At 33.7% G+C, this 24,826-nt stretch carries 21 protein-coding genes and 1 riboswitch; of the genes, 3 read left to right on the forward strand and 18 right to left on the reverse strand.

Annotation, left to right across the window (positions count from 1 at the left end; genetic code table 11):
* Positions 1 to 6: 6 nt before the first annotated feature.
* Together E0F89_RS13570 and E0F89_RS13575 are read right to left on the reverse strand one after the other, a co-directional pair.
* Entirely contained in the window at positions 7 to 4,341 is a 4,335-nt protein-coding gene (locus E0F89_RS13570) for a CusA/CzcA family heavy metal efflux RND transporter (protein ID WP_131910317.1), read from the reverse strand.
* A 230-nt stretch (positions 4,342 to 4,571) separates the two neighbouring features.
* Positions 4,572 to 5,570: a zinc dependent phospholipase C family protein gene (locus tag E0F89_RS13575; protein ID WP_131910318.1), complete on the reverse strand. Its 999-nt coding sequence runs from the start codon at positions 5,568 to 5,570 to the stop codon at positions 4,572 to 4,574.
* A gap of 98 nt (positions 5,571 to 5,668) precedes the next feature.
* Between E0F89_RS13575 and E0F89_RS13580 the strand changes: the two genes are divergently transcribed.
* A complete protein-coding gene (locus E0F89_RS13580) occupies positions 5,669 to 6,418 on the forward strand; it encodes a YoaK family protein (protein WP_131910319.1) in 750 nt (249 codons plus the stop codon).
* On the opposite strand, the gene E0F89_RS13585 is transcribed toward E0F89_RS13580, so the two are convergent.
* The 16 genes from E0F89_RS13585 to E0F89_RS13660 form a co-directional block, all read right to left on the reverse strand.
* The gene (locus tag E0F89_RS13585) at positions 6,402 to 7,355 is read right to left on the reverse strand and encodes a YeiH family protein (RefSeq protein ID WP_131910383.1); all 954 of its coding nucleotides are present in this window, start codon (positions 7,353 to 7,355) and stop codon (positions 6,402 to 6,404) included. The two genes, E0F89_RS13580 and E0F89_RS13585, sit on opposite strands and share 17 nt — an antisense overlap.
* 96 nt (positions 7,356 to 7,451) lie before the next feature.
* On the reverse strand, positions 7,452 to 8,348 hold the full coding sequence (locus E0F89_RS13590; RefSeq protein ID WP_131910320.1) for a LysR family transcriptional regulator: 897 nt from the start codon (positions 8,346 to 8,348) through the stop codon (positions 7,452 to 7,454).
* A 14-nt stretch (positions 8,349 to 8,362) separates the two neighbouring features.
* Positions 8,363 to 10,390, reverse strand: a complete 2,028-nt coding sequence (locus E0F89_RS13595; RefSeq protein ID WP_131910321.1) for a hypothetical protein — start codon at positions 10,388 to 10,390, stop codon at positions 8,363 to 8,365.
* An 82-nt stretch (positions 10,391 to 10,472) separates the two neighbouring features.
* The gene (gene fabG / locus E0F89_RS13600; RefSeq protein WP_131910322.1) at positions 10,473 to 11,219 is read right to left on the reverse strand and encodes a 3-oxoacyl-[acyl-carrier-protein] reductase; all 747 of its coding nucleotides are present in this window, start codon (positions 11,217 to 11,219) and stop codon (positions 10,473 to 10,475) included.
* 182 nt (positions 11,220 to 11,401) lie between these two features.
* Positions 11,402 to 12,724, reverse strand: coding sequence for a Na+/H+ antiporter NhaC family protein (locus E0F89_RS13605; RefSeq protein ID WP_131910323.1), 1,323 nt, complete (start codon positions 12,722 to 12,724; stop codon positions 11,402 to 11,404).
* Between the two features lie 54 nt (positions 12,725 to 12,778).
* A riboswitch (SAM-I-IV-variant riboswitch) is annotated at positions 12,779 to 12,875 on the reverse strand.
* Between the two features lie 125 nt (positions 12,876 to 13,000).
* Positions 13,001 to 13,423 carry a hypothetical protein gene (locus E0F89_RS13610; protein WP_131910324.1) on the reverse strand — a complete coding sequence of 141 codons (423 nt, stop codon included), beginning with the start codon at positions 13,421 to 13,423 and terminating at the stop codon, positions 13,001 to 13,003.
* A 216-nt stretch (positions 13,424 to 13,639) separates the two neighbouring features.
* Positions 13,640 to 14,512: a succinate--CoA ligase subunit alpha gene (sucD, locus tag E0F89_RS13615; RefSeq protein ID WP_035672307.1), complete on the reverse strand. Its 873-nt coding sequence runs from the start codon at positions 14,510 to 14,512 to the stop codon at positions 13,640 to 13,642.
* Between the two features lie 94 nt (positions 14,513 to 14,606).
* A complete protein-coding gene (locus E0F89_RS13620; RefSeq protein WP_131910325.1) occupies positions 14,607 to 14,969 on the reverse strand; it encodes a nuclear transport factor 2 family protein in 363 nt (120 codons plus the stop codon).
* A 1-nt stretch (position 14,970) separates the two neighbouring features.
* Positions 14,971 to 15,900 carry a UDP-3-O-(3-hydroxymyristoyl)glucosamine N-acyltransferase gene (locus tag E0F89_RS13625; protein ID WP_131910326.1) on the reverse strand — a complete coding sequence of 310 codons (930 nt, stop codon included), beginning with the start codon at positions 15,898 to 15,900 and terminating at the stop codon, positions 14,971 to 14,973.
* 69 nt (positions 15,901 to 15,969) lie between these two features.
* On the reverse strand, positions 15,970 to 16,536 hold the full coding sequence (gene efp / locus E0F89_RS13630) for an elongation factor P (protein WP_131910327.1): 567 nt from the start codon (positions 16,534 to 16,536) through the stop codon (positions 15,970 to 15,972).
* A gap of 57 nt (positions 16,537 to 16,593) precedes the next feature.
* Complete coding sequence (gene lpxA / locus E0F89_RS13635) at positions 16,594 to 17,379, reverse strand: acyl-ACP--UDP-N-acetylglucosamine O-acyltransferase (protein WP_131910328.1); 786 nt, start codon at positions 17,377 to 17,379, stop codon at positions 16,594 to 16,596.
* Positions 17,380 to 17,449: 70 nt separating this feature from the next.
* Entirely contained in the window at positions 17,450 to 18,838 is a 1,389-nt protein-coding gene (locus tag E0F89_RS13640) for a bifunctional UDP-3-O-[3-hydroxymyristoyl] N-acetylglucosamine deacetylase/3-hydroxyacyl-ACP dehydratase (protein ID WP_131910384.1), read from the reverse strand.
* Complete coding sequence (gene lpxD / locus E0F89_RS13645; RefSeq protein ID WP_131910329.1) at positions 18,831 to 19,874, reverse strand: UDP-3-O-(3-hydroxymyristoyl)glucosamine N-acyltransferase; 1,044 nt, start codon at positions 19,872 to 19,874, stop codon at positions 18,831 to 18,833. The genes E0F89_RS13640 and lpxD overlap by 8 nt, the downstream gene beginning before the upstream one ends.
* A 131-nt stretch (positions 19,875 to 20,005) precedes the next feature.
* Complete coding sequence (locus tag E0F89_RS13650; protein WP_131910330.1) at positions 20,006 to 21,235, reverse strand: HD domain-containing protein; 1,230 nt, start codon at positions 21,233 to 21,235, stop codon at positions 20,006 to 20,008.
* Positions 21,236 to 21,342: 107 nt separating this feature from the next.
* Positions 21,343 to 21,627, reverse strand: coding sequence for a toxin-antitoxin system YwqK family antitoxin (locus tag E0F89_RS13655; RefSeq protein WP_131910331.1), 285 nt, complete (start codon positions 21,625 to 21,627; stop codon positions 21,343 to 21,345).
* A 370-nt stretch (positions 21,628 to 21,997) separates the two neighbouring features.
* Complete coding sequence (locus E0F89_RS13660; protein ID WP_131910332.1) at positions 21,998 to 22,399, reverse strand: hypothetical protein; 402 nt, start codon at positions 22,397 to 22,399, stop codon at positions 21,998 to 22,000.
* A 393-nt stretch (positions 22,400 to 22,792) separates the two neighbouring features.
* Here E0F89_RS13660 and porX point away from each other — a divergent pair, with 393 nt between their 5' ends.
* The gene (gene porX / locus E0F89_RS13665; RefSeq protein WP_131910333.1) at positions 22,793 to 24,346 is read left to right on the forward strand and encodes a T9SS response regulator signal transducer PorX; all 1,554 of its coding nucleotides are present in this window, start codon (positions 22,793 to 22,795) and stop codon (positions 24,344 to 24,346) included.
* 66 nt (positions 24,347 to 24,412) lie between these two features.
* Positions 24,413 to 24,820 carry a tRNA (adenosine(37)-N6)-threonylcarbamoyltransferase complex ATPase subunit type 1 TsaE gene (gene tsaE, locus E0F89_RS13670; protein WP_131910334.1) on the forward strand — a complete coding sequence of 136 codons (408 nt, stop codon included), beginning with the start codon at positions 24,413 to 24,415 and terminating at the stop codon, positions 24,818 to 24,820.
* The last annotated feature ends 6 nt before the right edge of the window (positions 24,821 to 24,826 follow it).

A 24,826-nucleotide genomic window follows, 5' to 3' on the forward strand; every position in this document is an offset into this window, starting at 1 on the left:
TGTATTTTAAAAATTTAGGTATTGTAAATCTAATTGGGTTTGGTTGAATTGCAAAATAGTATCTAAATAGTCCACTTGAATTGTTGTGGCATTTTCTAAACTTTGGATGTATTGGAAAAAATCAATTTCACCATGTTTGTAGCTATTGTTTCCTACTTTTATAATCTCATCCGATAATTTTTTCCCGTAAAGATTGTAGTAGTTTATCGCTTCCTGATGCTTCGCTAATTCATTCTTTTTTTGATTAATGTACTTCTCTATTTTTACTTCTTCATTTTGCTTTTGTTGTTCCCAACTTTGTAATTCTAGCTGTGCGACTTTGCTTTTAGAAATATTACCAGAGAATAATATTGGCACTGCTAAACCAACTTGAAAACCATACAATGACTGTGATAATCCGTTATTTTTTCCTTGAAAATAATCCAAGTTAATATCCGGCAACCAATGTTGTTTTTGTAGCTTTATTTGGTTTTTATAATTTTCAGTAACACTTTCTAAATAAGTAGTATAAAATAATTTACTTGTTGCATCAGTAAAAGTATTTAAAGGTGTAATTGAATTGCTTTTTATTGCTACCATTTCATCGGTTTGAAGCAAGGATTGCAACAGTTCATATTGTCCTTTTTTATCATTTTCAATTTGTGAAAGTTTGGTTCTAATTTGTCTGAATTTAGCTTGAGCAGTAATTTTTTCAAGATAATTAGTTTCTCCTAATTCAAAACGTCTGTCGCTTGCTTTAGAGAAATTTTGGTACAAACTATCCAAATATTGATAGAGTTTTTCTTGATGTTGTAAATAAACAATCTGCTGAAACGACTTAGAAACAGCTAAAGAAAGTTTGTTTTTTTGAATATCAAAATTGGCTTTTTCCCTTTCATATTCTGAGGAAAATACTTTTTTCTGCGCTCCGTAAACCGTTGGAAAAGAAAAACGTTGCTGTACGCCAAATACTCTTAAAGGTTCGTTATTGAGTGCCAAATTATTTTGATCGTAACTGTAATAAATATTAGTTTTATCAAAAGTATTTGCCGTTTTGATATTGGCTTTAGTTTTATCCACTTGCAATTGAGCTGCTTTTATTCCTTTATTATTTTGAATTGCTTTTGACATTAAACTATCCAATTCCGGATTAGCATTTTGTGAAAAAGCCAACGAAGAACTCAACAAAAACAAAATGATATAAGTTGAACTTTGATGTTTCTTAAACTTCGCTTTTTTGAAGGATTGACTATCAAAAACCTTATATAAAATAGGTAAAACAATCATCGTCAAAATAGTTGCCGTAAACAATCCGCCAATGACTACCGTTGCTAATGGTCGTTGCACTTCTGCCCCGGCCGAAGATGAAATTGCCATTGGTAAAAATCCTAATGCAGCAGCCGAAGCGGTCAATAAAACCGGACGTAATCTATCGGTAGTTCCTTTTAAAATTAATGCATCGATATCTTTCATGCCTTGGTGTTTGAGTTCTTTAAAATGTTCGATTAGGACAATTCCGTTTAATACTGCAATTCCGAAAAGCGCGATAAAACCAACGCCTGCCGAAATACTGAACGGTAAATCTCTCATCCATAAAAATAGAACTCCACCAACTGCTGAAAAAGGAATTGCTGAATAGACCATTAACGCTTCTTTTACGGAGCCAAATGCAAAATACAATAGAATAAAAATCAAAAATAAAGCGATAGGAACTGCAATCATCAAGCGGGCTTTGGCACTCTGTAAATTTTCAAATTGTCCGCCATATTTCACATAATATCCGTCTGGCATTTTAATTTGGGTATCTACAATTTTCTGAATATCGGTCACTACGCTTTGCAAATCTCGGTTCCGAACATTGATTCCCACTACAATTCTTCGATTGGTATTGTCTCTTGAAATTTTTGCGGGACCTTCAGTATATTCGATAGAAGCCAATTCACTCAACGGAATTTGTTCTCCGTTAGGCGTTGGAACATATAAATTACGTAAATCTTCAATGTCGTGACGGTTTGCTTGATCCAAACGAATTACCATATCAAATCGTTTCTCGCCTTCAAAAACATTTCCAACGGTTTTTCCGGCAAAGCCCAGCGCAATCATTTCGTTTAAATCAGCAATATTCAAACCGTAACGAGCAATTTTCGAGCGATCATAAACCACTGACATTTGTGGCAAACCTTCTGTTTTTTCGACAATAATATCCGAAGCTCCTTCTACTTTTGCAATAGCATTTTTGATTTCATTCGCTTTTATTGCCAAAATATTTAAGTCTTCGCCAAACACTTTAACTGCCACATCAGATCGGGTTCCAGAAATTAATTCGTTAAAACGCATTTCTATGGGCTGCGTAAATTCGATTTCCATATTGGGAATTTCTTTTTCCAGAGCTGCTTTTATTTTGTCTGCCAATTCATCTTTGGAAGATGCCGAAGTCCAATCTGATTTGGGTTTCAATTTTACAATAATATCACTTTCTTCCATGGACATAGGATCTGTAGGCACTTCGGCAGCTCCAATTCTGCTGACAACTTGTGTGACTTCCGGGAAGTTATTGAGGATTATTTTCTCTATTTTGGTGGTTATCGCTATTGTTTTTGTCAATGAAGTTCCTGTTTTTAAAACCGGCTGAATCACAAAATCACCTTCATCAAGCGTAGGAATAAATTCTCCTCCCATGGTTGCAAATAATCCTACGGCCAGCAATAATAAACCTAATGCGCCATACATTACTTTTTTGGTATTGCTTATCGCCCAAGTAATTATCGGTAAATACCCGGATTTCAGTTTACGGATTAATATACTGGAGATTGAATTTGGATTTTCTGCTTCTGGTTTTAAAAACAAAGAAGAAACAACTGGAACATAGGTAAAACAGAAAATCATAGCGCCTAATAAAGCAAAACTAAACGTCATTGCCATCGGTTTGAACATTTTACCTTCAATTCCGGATAAGGATAGAATTGGAATAAAAACAATCAGAATAATCAATTGGCCAAAAATAGCTGAATTCATCATTTTGGAAGCACTATTATAGGTAATTTGGTCAATTTCCAACTGGCGTTCTTCCTTGTTTAGATTCACTAAATGAGCTGATTTACTGGCAATTTGAAATGCAATGAATTCAACAATAATTACAGCGCCATCGATAATTATTCCAAAATCAATAGCACCCAGACTCATCAAATTGGCATCAATACCAAAAATATTCATGAACGAAATGGCGAATAATAAACACAAAGGAATGACAGAGGCCACGACCAATCCGGAACGCCAGTTTCCTAACAATAAAATGACAACAAAAATCACGATTAAACATCCTAAAATCAAGTTTTCGGCAACGGTAAAAGTTGTTTTTCCTACTAATTCGCTTCGTTCCAGAAAACCGTTGATGTATACACCGTCCGGCAATGTTTTTTGAATTTCGGTAACTCTATCCTTAACATCATCAATTACTTGTTTCGAATTCCCACCTTTAAGCATCATCACTTGTCCTAGTACTTTTTCGCCTTCGCCATTACCCGTGATCGCACCAAAACGGTTGGCATGACCAAAACGGACTTGCGCTACATTCTTGATATAAACCGGCAATCCATTGGTATTTGTAACAACAATATTCCCAATATCTTTTAGTGAATTAACTTTTCCTTCGCCTCGAATAAAGTAACTTTGATTCACTTTTTCGATATATGCACCGCCGGCGATACTGTTGTTTTTTTCTAATGCTGTAAAAACATCCGCAGTAGTGATATTCATCGCTTTCAAACTTGACGGATTAATCGCAATTTCGTATTGCTTCAAAAAACCACCCCAAGTATTGATTTCTACAACACCTTTTATTCCTGACAATTGACGTTTTACCACCCAATCCTGAATGGTACGCAAGTCAGTTACGGAATAATTATTCTTAAATTCTGGTTTTACTTCTAAAGTATATTGATAAATTTCTCCAAGTCCTGTAGTAATTGGACCCATTTCCGGTGTTCCAAAACCTTGCGGAATTTTCTCTGAGGCAGTTTTTATTTTCTCCGCAATAAGTTGTCTTGGAAGATAAGTTCCTAAATTTTCATCAAAAACAATCGTGACAACAGATAAGCCAAATTTTGAAATGGAACGAATTTCAGTGACACCAGGCAAATTAGCCATTTCAATTTCAACAGGATACGTGATAAACTGTTCAATATCTTGTGTAGAAAGGTTACGAGAAGTGGTAATTACCTGAACTTGGTTGTTCGTCACATCAGGAACGGCTCCAATAGATATTTGGAAAACAGAAAACAAACCAAATCCAAAAACTCCTAAAGTAAAGAGTAAAACAATTAGTTTATTTTTTAAGCTAAAGGCAATAATTTTTTCGAGCATTTTTATCTTATTTATACTTCAAAAGTAAAGTTTAAAGATAAGGATTTCTTTAAGAACTACTTAAGGTCTGCTTTAAATAAACTTAAAATAATAGTATGATTTTACAAATAAAAAATTACATATCTAAAGATAATTTTGAATTTATTTTAAGATCTATTAATGAGATAATTTTGTATAAAAAAAACGGGTGAACTTGAAGTCTCACCCGTTTTTTATTTGGAAATATAGCGTTACTCTTTTTCGTTGGATAAACCAAAAAGATTTCCTTTTTCAAAAGTTTTTAAATCCTTTTTTAAAGTTTTACTGTTACGTTTGGTAAGTTCTGCAGCATCAAGATTTGTTAAATCCGGTTTTCCTGCATTTACCCAAGCCGTGTACCAAAAACTTGCTGTTGCGGTGATTGCTTTTTTCATTTGTTGTTCAACCATTCCGTTCAAATCCGTATGTAATTTAGTGGCATATTCATCAGAATATAAGGTTCCGCCATATTTGTTTTTGACAATATTTCCAGCAGAATCTGTTACATACATTTTGTTTTCAGCAGTCGCAGTTCTAAGTTTTTTATCGGCAGCCAATAAAGGTTCTACCAGACTGTGCGTGTCAAAAATGATATCCCAAGTTGCCTTGTCCACATTTTCTAAATATTTTCCTTGCGCTACATTCAATTTATAATCTTTGGCAAACAATTCCGGCAAACGGCTTTCCCATAAGGAATGAATTCCTTTTTGATTCGTATTTTGTCCATCATGATTGTCCGATGTATGCAAAGGCATATGCGCATCAGCAATATAATGACCTAAATCACCCGCAATAAATAATATTTCATTCTTTCTTTTATCTTTGAAAGCCTTCGTCAATTTGACCATCATATCCTGAATATACCAAGGTAAAATTCCGTTTTTAGTCAAAAACTTCTCGTCATATTTCAGCTTTGCTTCGTCCATAGTCTTAGGAAATGTAGCCACATTACCAAAGTTTTCCATGTCAAAATAATGACGTGGCGGTTCTGCTTTGTCATTCAAAACATTTCTTCTTAAATCTGGAACGGTAGATTCCTGAGTAATGAAATCAATATGATTGTAAAAAAAGGTTTGTAATGGTTTTGGCAATGCCATTACTGCCGCTCTGTTGATTCGTTCATGACCAATAACGCCCCATGACAAAAGAAAAAGGGCAACTCCAAGAACAGATAAAGTGATTAGTGTAGGTCTAATTTTAAAATTTTTCATTAAATTTATTTTTTTGAAGTACAAATGTATTTCTTTAAATCGTTATTAGAAAAAATTGGGTTTAAGATTCTGTTAATTAAATAAGAAAACTTACAAATATGTTTCGACATCAAGGAAAAAACAGAACTTTTATTCATAATCTTCGTTTAGCCACTTTATTATCTTTTGTTGCCGGAATCGTAAATGTTACGGGAGTTTTATCGGTACAAACATTGACCACAAATGTTACGGGACATTTTGCCTATTTTGCAGAAGAAATCATGAAACAAGATTATTCAGCCGCAGTTACCTTTTTTGTATTCACTATTTTCTTTTTGTTGGGCGCCTTTACATCTAACTTTTTAGCAGAATTGATTTCGAAAAAGCATCCAAATTTATCTCATGTCATTCCAATTTCATTAGAAATGATTGTTTTGATTAGTGTTGGGATTTTTGGCATCGCCTCTGATTTGTCGGGTTCGGAAGGAAAATGGATTGCTTTTGCAATGCTTTTTGCGATGGGAATACAAAACTCTTTGGTAACAAAAATTTCTCAATCTACTGTTAGAACAACCCATTTAACTGGGCTTTTTACTGATTTAGGAATCGAATTGTCTCAATTATTTTTCTATAAAAAAACCGAAGAAAAGAAAAAATTAAAGACCAGTATTTATCTGAGATTATCCATAATTATTTTCTTTTTTGTAGGCTGTATTACGGGTGGTTTTCTTTATAATTTACTGGAAATGAAAACGCTTTTTGTAGCTGCAACATTTTTATTGTTTGCGCTTTTGTATGATTATCTCCGATTGCAATTTCATGTGATCAAACGAAAAACCTTTCATCATAAAACTATTTTAGATAAATAATTGAAATTAAAGTCGCAATTGCAATAAATGTCCAGAGCAAGATTCCCTGCGCCAGCGGTTTTAATCCCACTGATTTTAAGACATTTATATTTAATCCGGCTCCAATCAGAAACAAAGTTACCGTAAGACCAATTTTGGCAACCGAAACCAAGTGCGGTGCTACACTCTCTATTTGTGGCAGATAGGTATTGGCAATCATTGCCAAAATAAACAAGCCAATAAAATAAGGAATTTTTATTTTACCAGATTTATTTTTAAAAATAAACGCCGTAATCAGTGCAACAGGGATAATCCACAACGCTCGGGCTAATTTTACTGTTGTGGCTATTTGCAAGGCTTCAGGGCCAAATTTACTCGCCGCTCCTACCACAGAACTCGTGTCATGAATTGCAATGGCACACCATAATCCGAACTCTTTTTGAGTTAAATCCAACCAATGACCCACGGCAGGAAATAAAAACAGTGCTGCTGAATTTAGGATGAATATCACTCCCAGAGCAATTGAGGTTTGTTTTTCATTGGATTTGATTACTGGTGCAATCGCTGCAATGGCACTTCCACCACAAATCGCAGTTCCACAAGAAATTAAATGAGATGTTTTCTTATCGGTTTTAAACCATTTTCCAAGAAAAGTTCCTAAAATTAAAGTACTCAAAATAGAAATAATGGTAAACAAAAAACCTTCCTTTCCTGCAGCAACAGCACTATGAACATTCATTCCAAATCCTAAACCAACGACTGAAAATTGCAACAGATAATTGGTGGCTTTGTGATTCAATTCTAAAAAAGGGTGTCCGAAAAAGTTGGCGACAATCAATCCTAATACTAAAGCAATTGGCGGAGAAGCGAAAATTGTGGATAACAATAGCAAGACAACAAAAATAAGTTGCTGCAAAGGGGCTTCAACTTTAAAAAAAATAAAAGATTCTTTTTGAATTCCTTTTTGATGCGTTTCCAATGTAAAGTTGTTGAATTAGTACAGTACAAAGGTGGAACGATAAAACTGGTAATACCAATCGCAAATTATAATCCGCTATAACTTTAAATTATAATGATTGGAAATGTTTTGGATAAACAAATCCGCTAGTGAATCCGTTTTTCCCTGTAACGTAATGACATAAAAGAAACGTTCAATAACTAAGTCTTTAATATCTAAAATAGCCAATTCATTGTTTCGAAGTTCTTTTTTTATCGCATGAATCGAGATAAAAGCCACACAATCAGAGTTCATCAAATAGGATTTAATACTTTCGGTACTTCCTAATTGCATTTCAATTTGTAGTTCAGATAGTTTAATTTCAAAAGGTTTCAATGCGTGTTCAATAACTTCAAGTGTTCCAGAACCTTGTTCTCGCATTAAAAAATGCATCCTTTTGAAATATTCCTGAGTCACTTCATCACGACTTACTAATGGATTGGTACTCCTACAAACTAAAACCAATTCGTCCTTTAAAAACTCAGAATATTTAATGGATTTATTTTTTGATTGCCCTTCAACAATTCCTATTTCAATTTCCTGGTTTAGTAAAGCATTTTCTATTTGTTCGGTGTTTCCATTAAGTAAACTCACTTTTACATCTTGTAATTTTTGGTGGAAACGAGCTAAAAGTGGCGGAATTATATACTGAGAAATCGTTGTACTAGCGCCTAATCGCAACAATCCGGAACGTTGATTAATAAGAGTGCTCATATCAAAATCGATTTCTCTATAAAGTTCGAAAATGTTTTTGGTATGTTTTAATAACACTTCACCTGCAGGTGTCAATGCGATTTTGGAACCATTCCTGTCAAACAATTTGATTTTATATTGCTCTTCTAACTCTTGAATATGTTTGGAAATCGCAGGTTGCGTAATGAATAATTCGGTTGCTGCTTTTGTAAAACTCAAACGATTTGCAACGGTATAAAATACTTTCAGTCTAAAATCCATGTTATTTAATTGTATTAGAGTAATCCGTTGTATTTTCGAACAAACCATTCCGTTGCCAACAAAAATGAAATTAAAACCAATAACCAAATCCAATCTATCAAAGGAGTTTTAGTAACAATGTTCTTCTCTATCGCTTTATATTCATCATTTTCCAAAAGCGTTTTAATCAACACATCAACTTGGTCTGTGAAAAAAGCTTTTCCTTGCGTTTGCGTGGCTAATTGTGTCAATTTCTCAACATCGGGATTGACAAATTGCTTTTCGATATCAAAATCAAGAATTTCAAAACTACTGGAATAGGTCGTTTTTGAATTCAATTCTTTGACAGTAAACGCATAAGAACCCGCTTTCAATCCGTCAAGATTGACTTTATAGGAATTATTTCCTTTTAGTAAATCGTAATTTTTAGTTTGCTTCGTTTTAGTATTGGTCACCGCAATTGTCAAACGGGCTTTCTCATCAAACTCATAATTTTTATTGAAAAATTGAGCGGTTATTTCAATGGCTTCACCTGAATTATAAAAACTTTCATGTTCAACCACCAGTGACTTTTTAGAATTATTAGAAGCCAGAAATTGAATAATCTTATCGATGAAAACATCATATTTTTCAAAGGATTGATTATTGACATGCGTTTGTAAACGCCATTTCCAGCTGTTTTCTCCTAAAAGATAAGCAACTCGTTTGCCTTGATTTTCTGTAAAAGCCAACAAAGGCGCATTCGTATCAATTGTTCTAATTTTGGACGAAAGCAAAACTGACACCGCTCCTTTTGTGGTTACGTTTCCAAAAGCATTTTGCAAAGGCGGTAAATTTTCAAACCCGATATTGTCAGCTGCAAACAAATTAAACTGCCCATTAAAAACCGACAAATAATCTTCTTTTTGTCCGCTCATTTTAAAGCTCAAATTATCCTGTTGCTGATTCAGAAAATTGAAATCGGTGTTGTTTCCAGTAATGACAAACGTGTTAATTCCTGCAGCTTTATTATTCTCAAAAATGGTTTTAAATTCAGCTGTTGGTTGGTATAAAATCAAAATATTATAATCTTGTAATGATTTGATTTCATTTGGATTAATAATTATGACTTTACGTTGCACATTAGATTCAATTGCTCTTTTTAGAGCCCCTAAATCAGGATGATTTATAGCAGATACAATAACAATATTTGTTTTTTGATCAATAACTTCAACGGCAAAATTCTTGGTATTGTTATACGTATTTTTTTCCTTTTCTTTTGATGAAATTGTAGCTTTAAAAACTTGTAATCCTATTTTATCAGCCGGTAAAAGTATGTTTACAGTTGCTGTTTTTTTGGAAGGTGAAAAGGCAATGGATTGTTTACTTAATACCGAATTGCCTTGTGAAATGATAAAATCAGCTGTGATATTTTTAGTTCCTGAATACTGCAAAAAAGCTTCTACAGGAAATTTGTTTTTGTGAAAAGCATATTTATTAACGTTCAGTTGATTGATTTTAAAATCTAAAAAAGTTGTCGTATCACCTACAATTATAGGATATACTTTATTTACTGCATCAAAACTAAAAACGTAATCATTCCCGGAAGTTTGGTTTCCGTCAGTAATCAAAACCGTTGGATAGATAGTATTCTTATAAATGCTTTTTAAATTTTTGGCTACAACATCAATATTAGTTTGCGTTCCTTTAAAATCAAATTTTTCCGTAGGTTCAAAATCATCCGAAAACTGATACGATTGCACATCAAATTTCTCTCTTAAATCTGAATTTGATTGTATTCTTTTATACAATTCCAATGCTTTTTCATTAGCATTCAAAAACGAAATGGAACTCGAATTATCAACAACAATGGGCAAAGGCGTTTTTACCGTTTCCAGCGTATTTTTGGTTAGTATTGGATTAATCGATAACAATAAAATTCCAAAAATGGATAAAAACCGCAAAAAAGCCAAAAACCAACCAATTTTCGATTTGTTTTTGGCTTTGTATATATATTGAAAAAACGACAAACCGCCAGCTACTAGTAATGAAAGAAGTAATAATAGCAAGGTAGTTGTTGTCATTCTCTTTTTATTTTAAATGATAAATTTTAAATTTTGAATTCTTCTAACATTTAAAATTCATCATTTATAATTTATAATTATTTTAAGTAAGCATTCCTCCACAAACGTTCATAACTTGTCCAGTTACATAGGCACTCATATCTGATGCAAAGAAAAGACAAGCATTAGCAACATCTTCGGTCGTTCCCCCACGTTTCAACGGAATTCCGTCTCTCCATCCTTTCACAACATCCTCGTTTAATTTAGCCGTCATTTCCGTTTCTATAAAACCCGGAGCAATTACATTACAACGAATGTTACGTGATCCTAATTCTAATGCTACTGATTTAGAAAAACCAATAACTCCCGCTTTAGAAGCCGCATAATTCGTCTGTCCAGCATTTCCTTTTACACCTACTACTGAACTCATATTGATAATCGAACCGGAACGTTGTTTCAAAAAAGTCCGTTGAATGGCTTTGGTCATATTAAAAACCGACTTCAAGTTAACATCAATTACTTGATCAAAATCTTCTTCAGACATACGCATCAAAAGGTTATCTTTAGTAATTCCCGCGTTGTTTATTAGAATATCAACCGTTCCAAATTCAGCTAAAACAGCATCGACAAGAGTTTGAGCATCATTAAAATCGGCAGCATTCGATTGATATCCTTTGGCCTTAATTCCAATAGCGTTTAATTCGTTTTCAAGAGCCAAAGCAGATTCTACTGATGAACTATATGTAAAGGCAACATTTGCACCATGTTTTGCAAAAACTTCAGCAATTCCTTTTCCAATTCCACGACTCGCACCAGTAATTATGGCCACTTTTCCTTCTAGTAATTTCATATTCAAAAATAAGTTTAAAATTTATTTGAAGCTATTCCTGCTATCCGCTTCAATCTTTTAGGATCGCTATCGCTCACATAAAAGGATTTCCACTATTATCAGGGCTATCTTACACTCGTCAAATATAGAATAATTCTCTTTTTAAAAAAAATTCAAAAGCAAGAACAGTCAATATTTCATTATTAAATTTTTAAGAATCGGTTTGCCCATTTATCCCAAAACGAACCGTAAATAGCCACTAATGTGAAAATCAGTAAAAATAAATGATACCAGGCATTACTGATTAAATCAAAAAAATCTAATTTGCCATTGGCGTAGTTCAATATAAGCAATATTTGAGCACCATATGGTAAAATTCCTTGAATTATACACGAAAAAATATCCAGAATCGCCGCCGTTTTTTTTGGATTTAAATGATACTCATCATTGATTTCTTTTGCAATAGGTCCCGTAATTACAATAGAAACCGTATTGTTAGCTATCGCTAAATTAGCAAAACCTACTAAAGCACCAATTCCCGCTTGAGCTGATTTTTTACTTTTTATTCTTTTTTTAATTTGAACTAATAAATACGTTATTCCACCTGCTTTATCTACCATAGCAGCTAGACCTCCAGTAAGCATTGATAATAAGAAAATATCAGTCATACTGGTAAAACCTTCATATATTTTTTGAGTAAACTCCATTAACGCAAACGAACCACTAAAATATCCAATGATTCCTGCTAATAAAGTACCAATTAGCAACGTTGAAAAAACATTAACACCTACAACTGCCAATCCTATTACTAAAAGATAAGGCACAATTGCAATCCAGGAAAAATTATTTTTTTCAATAGCAACTGTGACAATATCCGAGTTTAAACCAAGATAAAAGAAAACCAGAATAGTCAAAATTGCAGCTGGAAAGGCTATAAACAAGTTAATTTTGAACTTGTCTTTTAGATCACACCCTAGTGATTGCGTTGCTGCGATAGTAGTGTCAGAAATCATGGAAAGATTATCACCTAACATAGAGCCACCTAATAAAGCGCCTGAAATCAAAGGTAATGAAGCACCACTTTTATCAGCTAATGCAACAGCAATAGGACCAATCGCTACAATTGCACCAACCGAAGTTCCTGTAGCAGTTGATAAAAAAGAAGCTATCAAGAAAATTCCTAACGGAAAATAGGCAACGTCGATAGTATTTATTCCAAGATTCACGACAGCATCAACACCGCCCATTGCTTTGCTCACGACTGCGAAAGCTCCCGCTAGCAGGTAAATCAAACACATTGTCATAATTTTGCTTTCCCCACATCCTGCAATCAATGTAGCAACTTTATCCTCAGTTGAGGATTTGAAAAGTAAAAAAGCAGCAATAATACCAACTAAAACAGCCACCGGTGATGGAAAAGCATAAAAATCATTCAAAATGATTCCTGCTCCCAAAAAAGTAAAAATAAAAACAAATAAAGGAATTAATGCAAAGGCATTTCCTTTGTCTTTGGAAAATAAAGTCATAAAAATAATTTAAAATTAAAAATTATGACGAAAAACAAAGCTAAATATGGGAATGTAAACAACATTTTTTCCAAAGGATTTGGCTTATCGTTTTAGCACCTTGCTTGTTGTTGCAGGTTGCTATCCTATTGAAGGATTCGTGATAACGGGTGCAAAAGTAATTAATTATTTATGAAATATTTCGAATTTCATTCAAAAAAATAATAATACAAAAAAAGCGTCACATAAAAATGTGACGCAATTATAAGTAAGATATTGAAAAACAGCTATAAATAATTAAAAAGCTACATTCCATTTTGGCAATCTTCCATTTTCATCAAGGAAGTTTTGTAAAACTTGTCCTTCTACAAATGTTGGGATTACTTTAGTCTTATCATTGAATGTTTCATACCATACCACTTCGAGCGTACTGATATCTTCGATTTTCATTTGTGCGGGCCAAGAATATTTTCTTCCAGTTTTTGCAAATTGGTGTCCTTCAACAATCTTATCTTTCAAACCACCATTTTTGATTTTTAAAGTTCCGTCATTCTGAACAGTTCCAGTAGAAGCAACCATAATTAACTCTTTTTCATCCCCAACGGAATACACTAAAAATACTCCAGATCCTTCTGATGCGTTGCAAACTTCTGCTAAACTATCCTCTGTGGTAAATGAAAACTGATTGGTAACTTTGAATTTTTTTAACTCTTTGTACATATTATTTTATTTTTATTTAAACTGATTTCGGCAAAAAAATACCCCACAAAATCGTGAGGCCCATTAGAAACCAGTCGTTTATGTTTGTTCTTATTATAATTGAATCTGCAAAAACAGAAGATTTAATAAAGTGCAAAGATATTTCTTTAATTCAATTAATAATAAAAAAGCCCCACAAATTGTGAGGCTTCCAGAAATATTTAATAAGAGTTTAGATTAACCTAAAACTTCTTTTACTTTTTTACCAATTTCAGCTGGAGAATCTACTACGTGTATTCCACATTCTCTCATGATTTGTTTTTTAGCTTCAGCAGTATCGTCAGATCCACCAACGATTGCACCTGCATGTCCCATTGTACGTCCTGGAGGAGCAGTAACTCCTGCGATGAAACCTACAACCGGTTTACGGTTACCATCAGCTTTAATCCAATGAGCAGCATCAGCTTCTAATTGTCCACCAATTTCACCTATCATTACGATACATTCTGTTTCTGGGTCATTCATCAGTAATTCAACCGCTTCTTTAGTAGTAGTTCCAATGATTGGGTCTCCACCAATACCAATTGCAGTAGTGATTCCTAATCCTTGTTTTACAACTTGATCAGCAGCTTCGTATGTTAATGTTCCAGATTTAGAAACAATACCAACAGTTCCTTTTTTGAAAACAAAGCCTGGCATAATACCAACTTTAGCTTCACCCGGAGTAATAATTCCAGGACAGTTTGGACCGATTAAACGTGCGTTTCTCTCTTTAACATAACTATTTGCTTTTATCATGTCAGCAACAGGAATTCCTTCAGTAATTGCAATAATTACTTTTATTCCGGCATCTGCAGCTTCCATAATTGCATCTGCAGCAAAAGCCGGCGGTACAAAAATGATAGTTGTATCAGCACCTGCTTGTTCTACAGCATCTTTTACAGTATTGAAAACTGGTCTGTCTAAGTGAGTTGTCCCACCTTTTCCAGGAGTTACACCACCAACAACGTTAGTACCGTACTCAATCATTTGAGAAGCATGGAAAGTTCCTTCGCTTCCTGTAAAACCTTGAACAATTATTTTGGAATCTTTATTAACTAAAACACTCATGATATATTTTTTATGTAGTTTTTAAAATCGTTATGCAAAAGTATAAAATACTAATCAGTAATCCGTATTCAGCATTCAGTTTTTTGACACTAAATTAGGATAATTGGCTCATTTGATAGCCTCGAAATAATTTATTGTCTTTTATTTCCCAAATAACTAAAAAATGCGCCAATAACATTTCTTCTCTGGGATTCTCGATCGTTTTCACAAAATGAGAATAACGAACAGAAATTAAATTATTTTCAGCAACAATATGGCTAATTCTTACTTTAGATCGCACATAAGCCGTGCTCAATTCGTTGGATAAATTTATCAGGGAATCATAATTGAGCTGTAAAAGTCCTTTACTGCTGTTCCATTCAACAATTATTTCAGGATGTAAAAAATCCTTCATAACTTCACTATCAAGTAAAGCATCTGATTTATAAAATTTCTGAACGATTTCTTTAGCAGACATATTATTTTAATTTAGTAAGGATTTCTGGAATCTTCTTGATATTAGCCAGTTGCTTCAATTTTTCTCTTGATTCTTCTACGGGAGTACCAAAATACGATTTTCCTCCTTCAACTGATTTTGTAACTCCGGTTTGACCAAGTATAACTGCCTTTGCTCCTATTGTTATCCCGCTGGTAGTTCCTACTTGTCCCCAAATAGTAACTTCGTCTTCAATGATTACACAACCCGCAATTCCGGTTTGTGAAGCTATCAAACATTTTTTTCCAATAACAGTGTCATGACCAACATGTACTTGATTGTCTATTTTTGTGCCTTCTCCTATAATGGTGTCACCGGAAACTCCTTTGTCAATAGTACAAAGAGCTCCTATGCCAACATTATTTTTGATGACCACTCTACCACCAGAAAGTAATTGATCGTATCCTTCAGGTCGTTTCTTATAATAAAATGCATCTGCACCCAGAATAGTTCCTGCATGAATGATTACATTATCTCCAATCACGGTATAATCATAAATCGAAACATTTGAATGAATCAAACAATTCTTTCCAATAACAACATGATTCCCGATAAATGCATTTGGCTGTATTACAGTTCCTTCACCTATCAATGCTGAAGTAGCTATTGATACATTCGAAAATTGAAAGGGCTTGAAATAGTTTGTCAATTTATTGAAATCTCTAAATGGATCTTCAGAAATTAACAATGCTTTTCCATCTGGACAAGCTACGTTTTTATTGATTAAAATAATAGTTGCTGCGGAATTTAATGCCTTGTCATAATATTTAGGATGATCCACAAAAACAATATCTCCAGTTTCAACAACGTGAATTTCATTCATTCCTGAAACAGGGAAATTAGCATCACCAACATATTCACAGTCGATGATACTTGCAATTTCTTCTAAAGTGTAAACTTTTTGGAATTTCATTTATTTAGTATTCAGTATTCAGTAATCAGTGTCCAGTATATTTGAATGCTAAACACTGATTACTGCAAACTATTCCTTAACTCTTTCCATGTAATTACCGGAAGTCGTATCTATTTTTATTTTGTCCCCTTCATTGATAAACAAAGGAACATTTACAGTTGCACCCGTTTCAACAGTTGCTGATTTTGTTGCATTTGTAGCAGTATTTCCTTTAATTCCTGGTTCAGCGTATGTAACTTCAAGAATTACAGATGCCGGCATATCTACTGATAGCGGTAAATCAGTTTCAGTGTTGATACTTACCATTACATTTTCTCCTTCTTTCAATAAATCCGGGGAATCAAGAATGTTTTTGTTTAAAGTAATTTGTTCGAAAGTTTCTGTATTCATGAAATGAAAATCATCGCCTTCAGGGTATAAAAACTGAAATTTATGATTTTCAACTCGAACTTCTTCGATTTTATGACCAGCTGAAAACGTATTGTCTAGGACTTTTCCGTTTGTCAAACTTCTTAATTTAGTTCTAACGAAAGCTGGACCTTTTCCTGGTTTTACGTGAAGAAATTCAATGATTTTGTAAATATCGTTGTTGTATTTGATACACAATCCGTTTTTAATATCTGATGTTGATGCCATTATATTTTTTATTTTTTTATTACTATTTTTATTATCTGCTAACTGAAATCACTTTATTCAGTAATTCCCAGAATATCCTTTCATTACTCCTCTTGATGAATTTCGAATAAAATCAATGATTTCATCTCTTTCCGGTGTCGCTTCCATTTCAGCTTCAATTATACCCAAGGCTTGCGTTGTATTGTAATTTTTTTGATACAAAATTCTATAAATATCTTGGATTTCTCTGATTTTATCAGTTGTAAACCCACGTCTTCTTAATCCAACAGAATTAATCCCAACATATGATAAAGGCTCTTTTGCTGCTTTTGTGTAAGGAGGGACATCTTTTCTGACTAATGAACCGCCAGATATCATCGCATGATCTCCAATTTGAATAAACTGATGTACTGCTGCCAACCCACCAATTACTGCAAATTTACCGACAGTAACATGTCCTGCAAGCGCAACTCCGTTAACAATAATCGCATTGTCACCGATGTGACAATCGTGTGCAATATGTGCCGTTGCCATTACCAGACAATTGTTGCCTAAAGTTGTTTGCCCGGATGCAATGGTACCTCTGTTTATGGTTACGCATTCTCTAATGGTACAATTGTCACCAATTATTGCCAAAGAATCTTCTCCTCCAAATTTCAAATCCTGAGGAACTGCCGATATTACTGCGCCAGGGAATATATTACAATTTTTTCCAATTCTCGCACCCTCCATTATCGTAACATTCGAACCAATCCAAGTTCCATCTTCAATAATTACATTATTGTGAATGGTTGTAAATGGCTCGATGACAACATTTTTGGCTATTTTGGCGCCTGGATGAACATAGGCTAGTGGTTGATTCATATTCGTATTTTAATCGTTTAAATGTTTATTCGATTAACCGAACAATCGGTTAATCAGATCAACAAAAAAATTACTGTTTTTTTGCAATTTGCGCCATTAATTCCGCTTCAGCAACGAGTTTTCCATTTGCGTAAGCATTTGCTTGCATGTGGCAAATTCCTCTTCTGATAGGCGTTATTAAATCACATTTAAAAATTAAAGTATCTCCTGGCAACACTTTATGTTTGAATTTGACATTATCAATTTTCATAAAATAAGTCAAATAATTTTCAGGATCCGGAACAGTACTCAATACCAAGATTCCTCCCGTTTGAGCCATCGCTTCCACAATTAATACACCTGGCATCACTGGAGCTTCGGGAAAATGACCTACGAAGAAATTTTCATTCATCGTAACATTTTTCATTCCCACAACATGGGTTTCAGACATTTCAATAATTCTGTCAATCAATAAAAACGGTGGTCTGTGAGGAAGAACTGCCATGATTTTATGAATATCCATCAAAGGCTCTTGGTTCAAATCATAAACAGGGACGTAATTTCTTTGTTCTATTTTTATGATTTTCGCCATTTTTTTGGCAAACTGAGTATTCACGAAATGTCCCGGTTTATTGGCAATTACTTTTCCTTGAATTCTTGTGCCAATTAAAGCTAAATCACCCACCACATCAAGCAGTTTGTGTCTTGCCGCTTCATTTGGATAATGCAACGTAAGGTTGTCTAAAATTCCATTAGGTTTAACCGTAATTTCATCTTTTCCAAAAGCAATTTTTAAATGCTCCATCGTAGAAGCTGAAATTTCTTTATCTACATAAACAATAGCATTGTTCAAATCGCCTCCTTTTATCAATCCATTTTCTAAAAGAGATTCCAATTCGTGTAAAAAGCTAAAGGTTCTGGACTCTGATATTTCAGTTTTGAAATCAGCAATACTTTTCATATTTGCATTCTGAGTTCCTAAAATTTTAGTACCAAAATCAACCATAGCAGTTACACAGTAATGATCACTTGGCATCACTAAAATTTCACTTCCGGATGCTTCATCGGTAAAAGAAATAACTTCTTTAACCACATAAACGTTCCTTTTCGCATTTTGCTCTTCGAATCCAGCGTTTTCAAGCGCTTGAACAAAATATTTAGAAGAACCATCCATAATAGGAAGCTCTGAAGCATTTAGTTCAATTATTACATTATCTAAATCACAACCAGTCAGCGCAGCCAAAACATGCTCCGGAGTTTGAATTTTAACACCAAGCTTTTCTAAATTGGTTCCTCTCTGCGTATTTACTACATAATTGGCATCTGCTTCAATAATAGGTTGTCCTTCCAGATCGACTCGAACAAAAGTAAAACCGTTATTCACTGGAGCAGGTTTAAAAGTCATTTTTACCTCTTTACCGGTGTGTAGTCCAACTCCAGTTAGCGAGATTTCTGTTTTTATAGTCTTCTGTTTAACCATTGTATCCATTTTTTTGGTTTAGTATTTGTTTTTTTAATTCTTCTATTTCTGCAACAATTTTAGGCAAGTTCTTAAAATGAACATACGATTTACTAAAATCATTGTATCCAAATGTAGGGCTTCCTTGTAAGATTTCATCATCCTTTATATTTCTGCCTACACCAGATTGCGCCTGAATTCTAACATTATTTCCAATGGTTAAATGTCCCGAAATTCCAACTTGGCCGCCAATCATTCCGTTTTGTCCAATTTTAGTCGAACCAGCAACTCCCGTTTGTGCAGCGATTACGGTATTTTCCCCTATTTCAACATTATGGGCAATCTGAATTTGATTGTCCAGCTTTACTCCTTTTCTGATGATGGTAGAACCCATCGTAGCCCTGTCAATTGTGGTACAAGAACCTATATCTACATTATCTTCGATAATTACATTTCCTATTTGTGGAATCTTGGTATACGTTCCGTCTGGATTTGGTGCAAAACCAAAACCATCAGCGCCGATAATAGCTCCAGAATGTATTGTACAATTATTCCCAATTTCCGTCTCTGAATAGATTTTTGCGCCAGCGAATAATATCACATTATCCCCAATAATCACATTGTCGCCAACGAAACAATTGGGATATATCTTTACATTTTCGCCCAGAACTACATTCTGTCCTACATAACTAAAGCTACCAAGGTATAAATTATCTCCGTATTTTACGCTTTGTGAAAGAAAAGAAGGCTGTTCGATGCCACTTTTATTCAACTTCACCTGATTGTAAAACTCTAATAATTTAGAAAATGCGGCATACGCATCCTTTACTTTTATTAATGTTGTAGTCAGTGGTGATTCTGGCTCAAAAGTTTCATTAACAATTGTTACAGAAGCTTTTGTCGAATATATAAAATTAAGATATTTAGGATTTGATAAAAAAGTAAGTGAACCCTCAGCACCTTCCTCGATTTTTGACAATCTAAAAACTTCAGCCATGGGATTCCCGACAACTTCTCCTTCTAAAATCCCTGCTATTTGTTCTGCTGTAAATTTCATCTTATCGGATTGTATTTTTAAAAGGTATAAGATGGAACTTGTTGTGTAAAGTTCTCTTTAAATTAAAAAAAAAGGGGTTGGCTCGTTTCATTGCGACAAAAATATAAAAAAATAGATTTTAAATGGTATTTTTATAACAGTTGTTTTGGGAAACAAATGTAATATTTGGTCACCAATTTAGATAATGATTTTAAATTAAGCTGATCCGAAGATTCAACTACGTCCTCAATCGTACCGTCTTTTTTCAAAATATGTATAGGTTCCGCTTCTTTACTGTATGCCTGATTTTTGATTTTGCCTTTAAAAATAAAATAATTTGTATCCGCTACCGAAATGTTGTTTTCCAATGAAAAGCGTTCTTTCAAGGGTTGTAATTCCTCAAATAACACCTTTTCACTGGTCAGTTTTATTTTTAATAAATCACGATTTACAATCATTTTACTTAAAGAAGATAAAATAAAATCATCCTGTTTTTGCCATGCTTTCAAAGCTCCGATAATATCAAAATCATCTAACTGACCAAATAAATCCAAGGTTTGAGCATCAAAACTAGCTAATGTTATTTTGTTTTGCATAAAAAACAAAAGCGGTTTACTGCAAGGTAAATCTATCCCTTTCAGCGTTAACTCTTTCGCGCGTTTTAAGATTTTCATCAAAATCAATTCCGCCACTAAACTCGTTTTGTGCAAATAAACCTGCCAGTACATCAATCGACGAGACATCAAAAATTTCTCTACTGAATAAATCCCTTTTTCTTCAATGACCAGAGAATCATCAACCACATTCATCATTTGAATCAGTCGCTCTGAATTGACATTCCCCTCAGCAACGCCCGAGTAAAAACTGTCTCTTTTCAAGTAATCCATCCGATCCATATCCAATTGACTGGAAATCAGTTGCAACATAAATTTCCTGTGGTATTCTCCCTTAAAAATTTGAATTGCGAGATTCAACTGACCGTTGAACTCCACATTGAGTTGGTTCATAAATAATAACGAAATTTCTTCATGATGGACATCCTCCACAATGCTTTTTTCCATAGCATGCGAAAAAGGCCCATGACCAATATCATGCAGTAAAATAGCAATATATAGCGCATTTTCCTCCTCTGGTGAAATTAGAACACCTTTGAATCTCAAAACATCAACTGCTTCCTGCATCAAATGCATGCAGCCTAAAGCGTGATGAAATCTGGTGTGATTCGCGCCCGGATATACTAAATAGGACAGACCCATTTGTGAAATTCGGCGCAAACGTTGAAAATAAGGATGCTGGACTAAATCGTAGATTAAGGCATTTGGAATCGTAATAAACCCATAAATGGGATCATTGAATATTTTTAGCTTATTGATTTGACTCACTTTAACATTATTTTTTGGACAACAAATATATGGAAATTAGAGTTTATAATTACCGCCGATGGTATAGCACATATTGCTAAAAATAAAATGTATAGTTCAATGAATTTTTATTTTTTGTTTTTAATGATTTTATCGTTTTCAAAAGTCTCTTGATATTCCACTTCGTCGTTTTTATTATACCTGATAAATGACCCGTTTTTGGTGCTGTTTTTGAAATTTCCGATTTGCCAAAGTTGCCCGGTTTCCCGATAAAAGATCCACTCGCCCTCCATCAAGCCATTGATAAAAGTGCCTTTTGCTTTCACTTTTCCGTTTTTGAAAAAGTAAGTCAATTGCTCTCCAATTAATTCATGGGCGATTTGGCCGTTTGCGTAGTGTTTTTTGTCTAACATTTGAATTAAGTTTTTAATTTGACAGTTGTTCCAAATTTAATTATACAAATCCTAAAGATTTATTTTACGCAGCGAAACTTATAAAATAAATACCAGATTTCACCCCAAACCTATATTTTATGCTCATTTATAATATTCTACTATTGTTTACAGGTATGAGTTATAAGCTGGAACCAGCGGGACCAATAATCTTTTGAAATTAATTAAATTCAATACGGACAGTTCTTGCTAATGAACGGAATTGGGCTTGAAATCGGACTGATCAAACGTTGTTTTAGTATTTAATAAAAATCAGTATAAAAAAAACTGTTCGAAATTTACTTTTCGGACAGCCATTTTTCATGCAAAAATTTATAAAGAATTAAATACATTATGGCATTGAGATTAAAATTGTATTTGATTTCCGTTGATTGTAATTTCCAGATGTAATATCAATTTTGATGTTTGTTTTATCTTCGTACACTTTTTCAATATTTATATTGATTAAATCCTCCAATAACTGTAATTTACAAATTGGAAGTTCTCCAAATTCGCACTTTGATATATACATATTATTTGAAACTTCACCTGATTCTTTATTTTTCGCACTTCCTGCTAGGTTCTTAATAATAACTATTTTGACGATATTATCAGTTAACGTGTATGTTTTGAAAGCGGTTATATTTCCAATTAAATTATTTATTTCAAAATTGTTTACTCTTTTTGCTTCAAATTTTTGAGATGTACAACTTAAAGTTGCCATAATAAATAATACTAAAATTAGTTTTTTCATGACTATTTTTTTGTGACTAATAAATTTGGAAAAATAAAAGAATACCAAATATATAATAAATTCATTACAAATAGTAGAATCCGATTAAGTTATCAGACAACTTTTCATCTCAAACTAAGTTATAAACCCTAATTATTCTCGTAACTGCGTGAGGGATAGAAGCGGCATCCCGCGCTTTTTAGCGTGGATACAGCGTAAAGCCCGACCCGGACGGAGTTTACGGAGGATGGGTCACACCCAAAAACAAAACTAAACCAAAACTAAGACGGATTTCAGTTTTATAAAATGTAGCGCAAATGTGTAAAAATTATCATAATATTAGCAGCTAACCGTTATAAAAAGGAGTAAATTGGCAGTTGATTTAGTACTTTTGAATACTAGTTTATACAACCTATGGATAAAATAAAAATACTTTGGGTGGATGATGAAATCGACCTTCTGAAACCACATATATTATTTCTGGAAAAGAAAAATTACGAGGTGACAACCTGCAATAACGGACGTGATGCAATTGATATTTTTGACGAAAATAATTTTGATATTGTTTTTTTGGATGAAAATATGCCCGGAATGAGCGGCTTGGAAACGCTGTCCGAAATGAAGGAGAAAAAATCCTCAGTTCCGATGATTATGATTACCAAAAGCGAGGAAGAATATATCATGGAGGAAGCTATCGGTTCAAAAATTGCCGATTATTTGATCAAACCAGTAAATCCGCATCAAATTTTGTTAAGCCTGAAGAAAAATCTGGATCATTCCCGATTGATTTCGCAAAAAACAACTTTGGATTATCAGAAGGAATTTCGAAAAATCACCCAGGAAATGGCGATGGTAAATTCTTATGAAGACTGGATTGAATTGTACAAAAAATTGATTTTTTGGGAACTTGAATTGGAAAATATCAACGATCAAAGTATGGTCGAAATTCTGGAATCCCAAAAAACAGAAGCCAATTCGCAGTTTGGAAAATTTATAGAACGCAATTATGAAGATTGGTTTAAGCCAAAAGCGGATAAGCCTATTCAATCACATACTTTGTTTCGGGAATTAGTGGTTCCCGAAATTGTAAAAAAAGACAAGCCAATTTTATTTGTAGTGATCGATAATTTGCGTTACGATCAATGGAAAACCTTTGAAAGTGTTGTAGTAAATTATTACAAATTGGAAAAGGAAGTGCCCTATTACGCCATTTTACCAACCGCAACTCAGTATGCCCGAAATGCTATTTTTTCCGGTTTGACGCCGCTTGAAATGGAAAAGCAGTTTCCGCAGTATTGGAAAAACGATCCCGAGGAAGGAGGGAAAAACTTGTACGAAGCGGAGTTTTTATCGGCACAATTAAAGCGATTAGGATTAAATATCAAAGAAGATTATTTTAAGATAACCAATTTAGCAGGAGGAAAAAAGTTAGTAGATAATTTTAAGACTTTGAAAAATAATGATTTAGTGACCGTTGTTTACAATTTTGTAGACATGCTTTCGCATGCAAAAACGGAGATGGATGTTGTGAAAGAGCTTGCCTCTGATGATAAAGCGTATCGCTCGCTTACATTGAGTTGGTTTAAAAACTCTCCTCTTTTGGAGATTATTCAACAGGCACAAAAATTAGGTTTCAAATTAATTTTGACGACGGATCACGGAACCATAAACGTAAAAAATCCTTCGAAAGTTGTTGGTGATAAAAACACTAGCTTGAATTTACGTTACAAAACCGGACGCAGTTTGACCTACGAACAAAAAGATGTTTATGCTGTGAAAGAACCAAAAAATATAGGTTTACCAACAATAAATATGAGCAGTTCTTATATTTTTGCAAAAAATGATTTGTTTTTGGCTTATGTAAACAATTTCAATCATTATGTGAGTTATTATAAAAACACGTATCAGCACGGAGGAATTTCGTTGGAAGAAATGATTATTCCGTTTTTAATTTTTAACCCCAAATAGGAAATTTTCAGTCTCAGTTTTCGGTTTTCGGACGAGAACTTTTAAATTTAAAACAAATAAAAAAGAATGAATAGCATTTTTTCTATCGACCAGCTCGAAGAAGTAGCCAAACAAATTCTAGCCCAAAATCCCAAAAAAGTGATTCTTTTTCACGGAGAAATGGGCGTTGGTAAAACAACTTTAATAAAGCAATTGTGCAAATCGCTTGGCGTAACCGGTGCAACAAGCAGTCCAACCTTTTCTTTAGTTAATGAATACGAAGCCGATGACAATCAATTAGTTTATCACTTTGATTTTTACAGATTAAATGATGAAGTGGAAGCCCTGGACATGGGTATTGATGATTATTTGTATTCCGGCAATTGGTGTTTTATTGAATGGGCGGAGAAGATTCCAAATTTGATTCCACAAACCCATTCTGTTATCACTATTACGCTGCTTGATGATGGAAAACGTTCTTTACAATTAAGTTAAACGAAT

The sequence above is a fragment of the Flavobacterium caseinilyticum genome, from assembly GCF_004349085.1.
GTDB classification, from domain to species: Bacteria; Bacteroidota; Bacteroidia; order Flavobacteriales; family Flavobacteriaceae; genus Flavobacterium; species Flavobacterium caseinilyticum.

Excerpts from the sequence above, each read along its gene's own strand:
- E0F89_RS13570 (WP_131910317.1), bottom strand. The coding sequence starts at position 4,341 with ATGCTCGAAAAAATTATTGCCTTTAGCTTAAAAAATAAACTAATTGTT.
- E0F89_RS13575 (WP_131910318.1), bottom strand. The coding sequence starts at position 5,570 with ATGAAAAATTTTAAAATTAGACCTACACTAATCACTTTATCTGTTCTT.
- E0F89_RS13580 (WP_131910319.1), top strand. The coding sequence starts at position 5,669 with ATGTTTCGACATCAAGGAAAAAACAGAACTTTTATTCATAATCTTCGT.
- E0F89_RS13590 (WP_131910320.1), bottom strand. The coding sequence starts at position 8,348 with ATGGATTTTAGACTGAAAGTATTTTATACCGTTGCAAATCGTTTGAGT.
- E0F89_RS13595 (WP_131910321.1), bottom strand. The coding sequence starts at position 10,390 with ATGACAACAACTACCTTGCTATTATTACTTCTTTCATTACTAGTAGCT.
- fabG (WP_131910322.1), bottom strand. The coding sequence starts at position 11,219 with ATGAAATTACTAGAAGGAAAAGTGGCCATAATTACTGGTGCGAGTCGT.
- E0F89_RS13605 (WP_131910323.1), bottom strand. The coding sequence starts at position 12,724 with ATGACTTTATTTTCCAAAGACAAAGGAAATGCCTTTGCATTAATTCCT.
- E0F89_RS13610 (WP_131910324.1), bottom strand. The coding sequence starts at position 13,423 with ATGTACAAAGAGTTAAAAAAATTCAAAGTTACCAATCAGTTTTCATTT.
- sucD (WP_035672307.1), bottom strand. The coding sequence starts at position 14,512 with ATGAGTGTTTTAGTTAATAAAGATTCCAAAATAATTGTTCAAGGTTTT.
- E0F89_RS13620 (WP_131910325.1), bottom strand. The coding sequence starts at position 14,969 with ATGTCTGCTAAAGAAATCGTTCAGAAATTTTATAAATCAGATGCTTTA.
- E0F89_RS13625 (WP_131910326.1), bottom strand. The coding sequence starts at position 15,900 with ATGAAATTCCAAAAAGTTTACACTTTAGAAGAAATTGCAAGTATCATC.
- efp (WP_131910327.1), bottom strand. The coding sequence starts at position 16,536 with ATGGCATCAACATCAGATATTAAAAACGGATTGTGTATCAAATACAAC.
- lpxA (WP_131910328.1), bottom strand. The coding sequence starts at position 17,379 with ATGAATCAACCACTAGCCTATGTTCATCCAGGCGCCAAAATAGCCAAA.
- E0F89_RS13640 (WP_131910384.1), bottom strand. The coding sequence starts at position 18,838 with ATGGTTAAACAGAAGACTATAAAAACAGAAATCTCGCTAACTGGAGTT.
- lpxD (WP_131910329.1), bottom strand. The coding sequence starts at position 19,874 with ATGAAATTTACAGCAGAACAAATAGCAGGGATTTTAGAAGGAGAAGTT.
- E0F89_RS13655 (WP_131910331.1), bottom strand. The coding sequence starts at position 21,627 with ATGTTAGACAAAAAACACTACGCAAACGGCCAAATCGCCCATGAATTA.
- E0F89_RS13660 (WP_131910332.1), bottom strand. The coding sequence starts at position 22,399 with ATGAAAAAACTAATTTTAGTATTATTTATTATGGCAACTTTAAGTTGT.
- porX (WP_131910333.1), top strand. The coding sequence starts at position 22,793 with ATGGATAAAATAAAAATACTTTGGGTGGATGATGAAATCGACCTTCTG.
- tsaE (WP_131910334.1), top strand. The coding sequence starts at position 24,413 with ATGAATAGCATTTTTTCTATCGACCAGCTCGAAGAAGTAGCCAAACAA.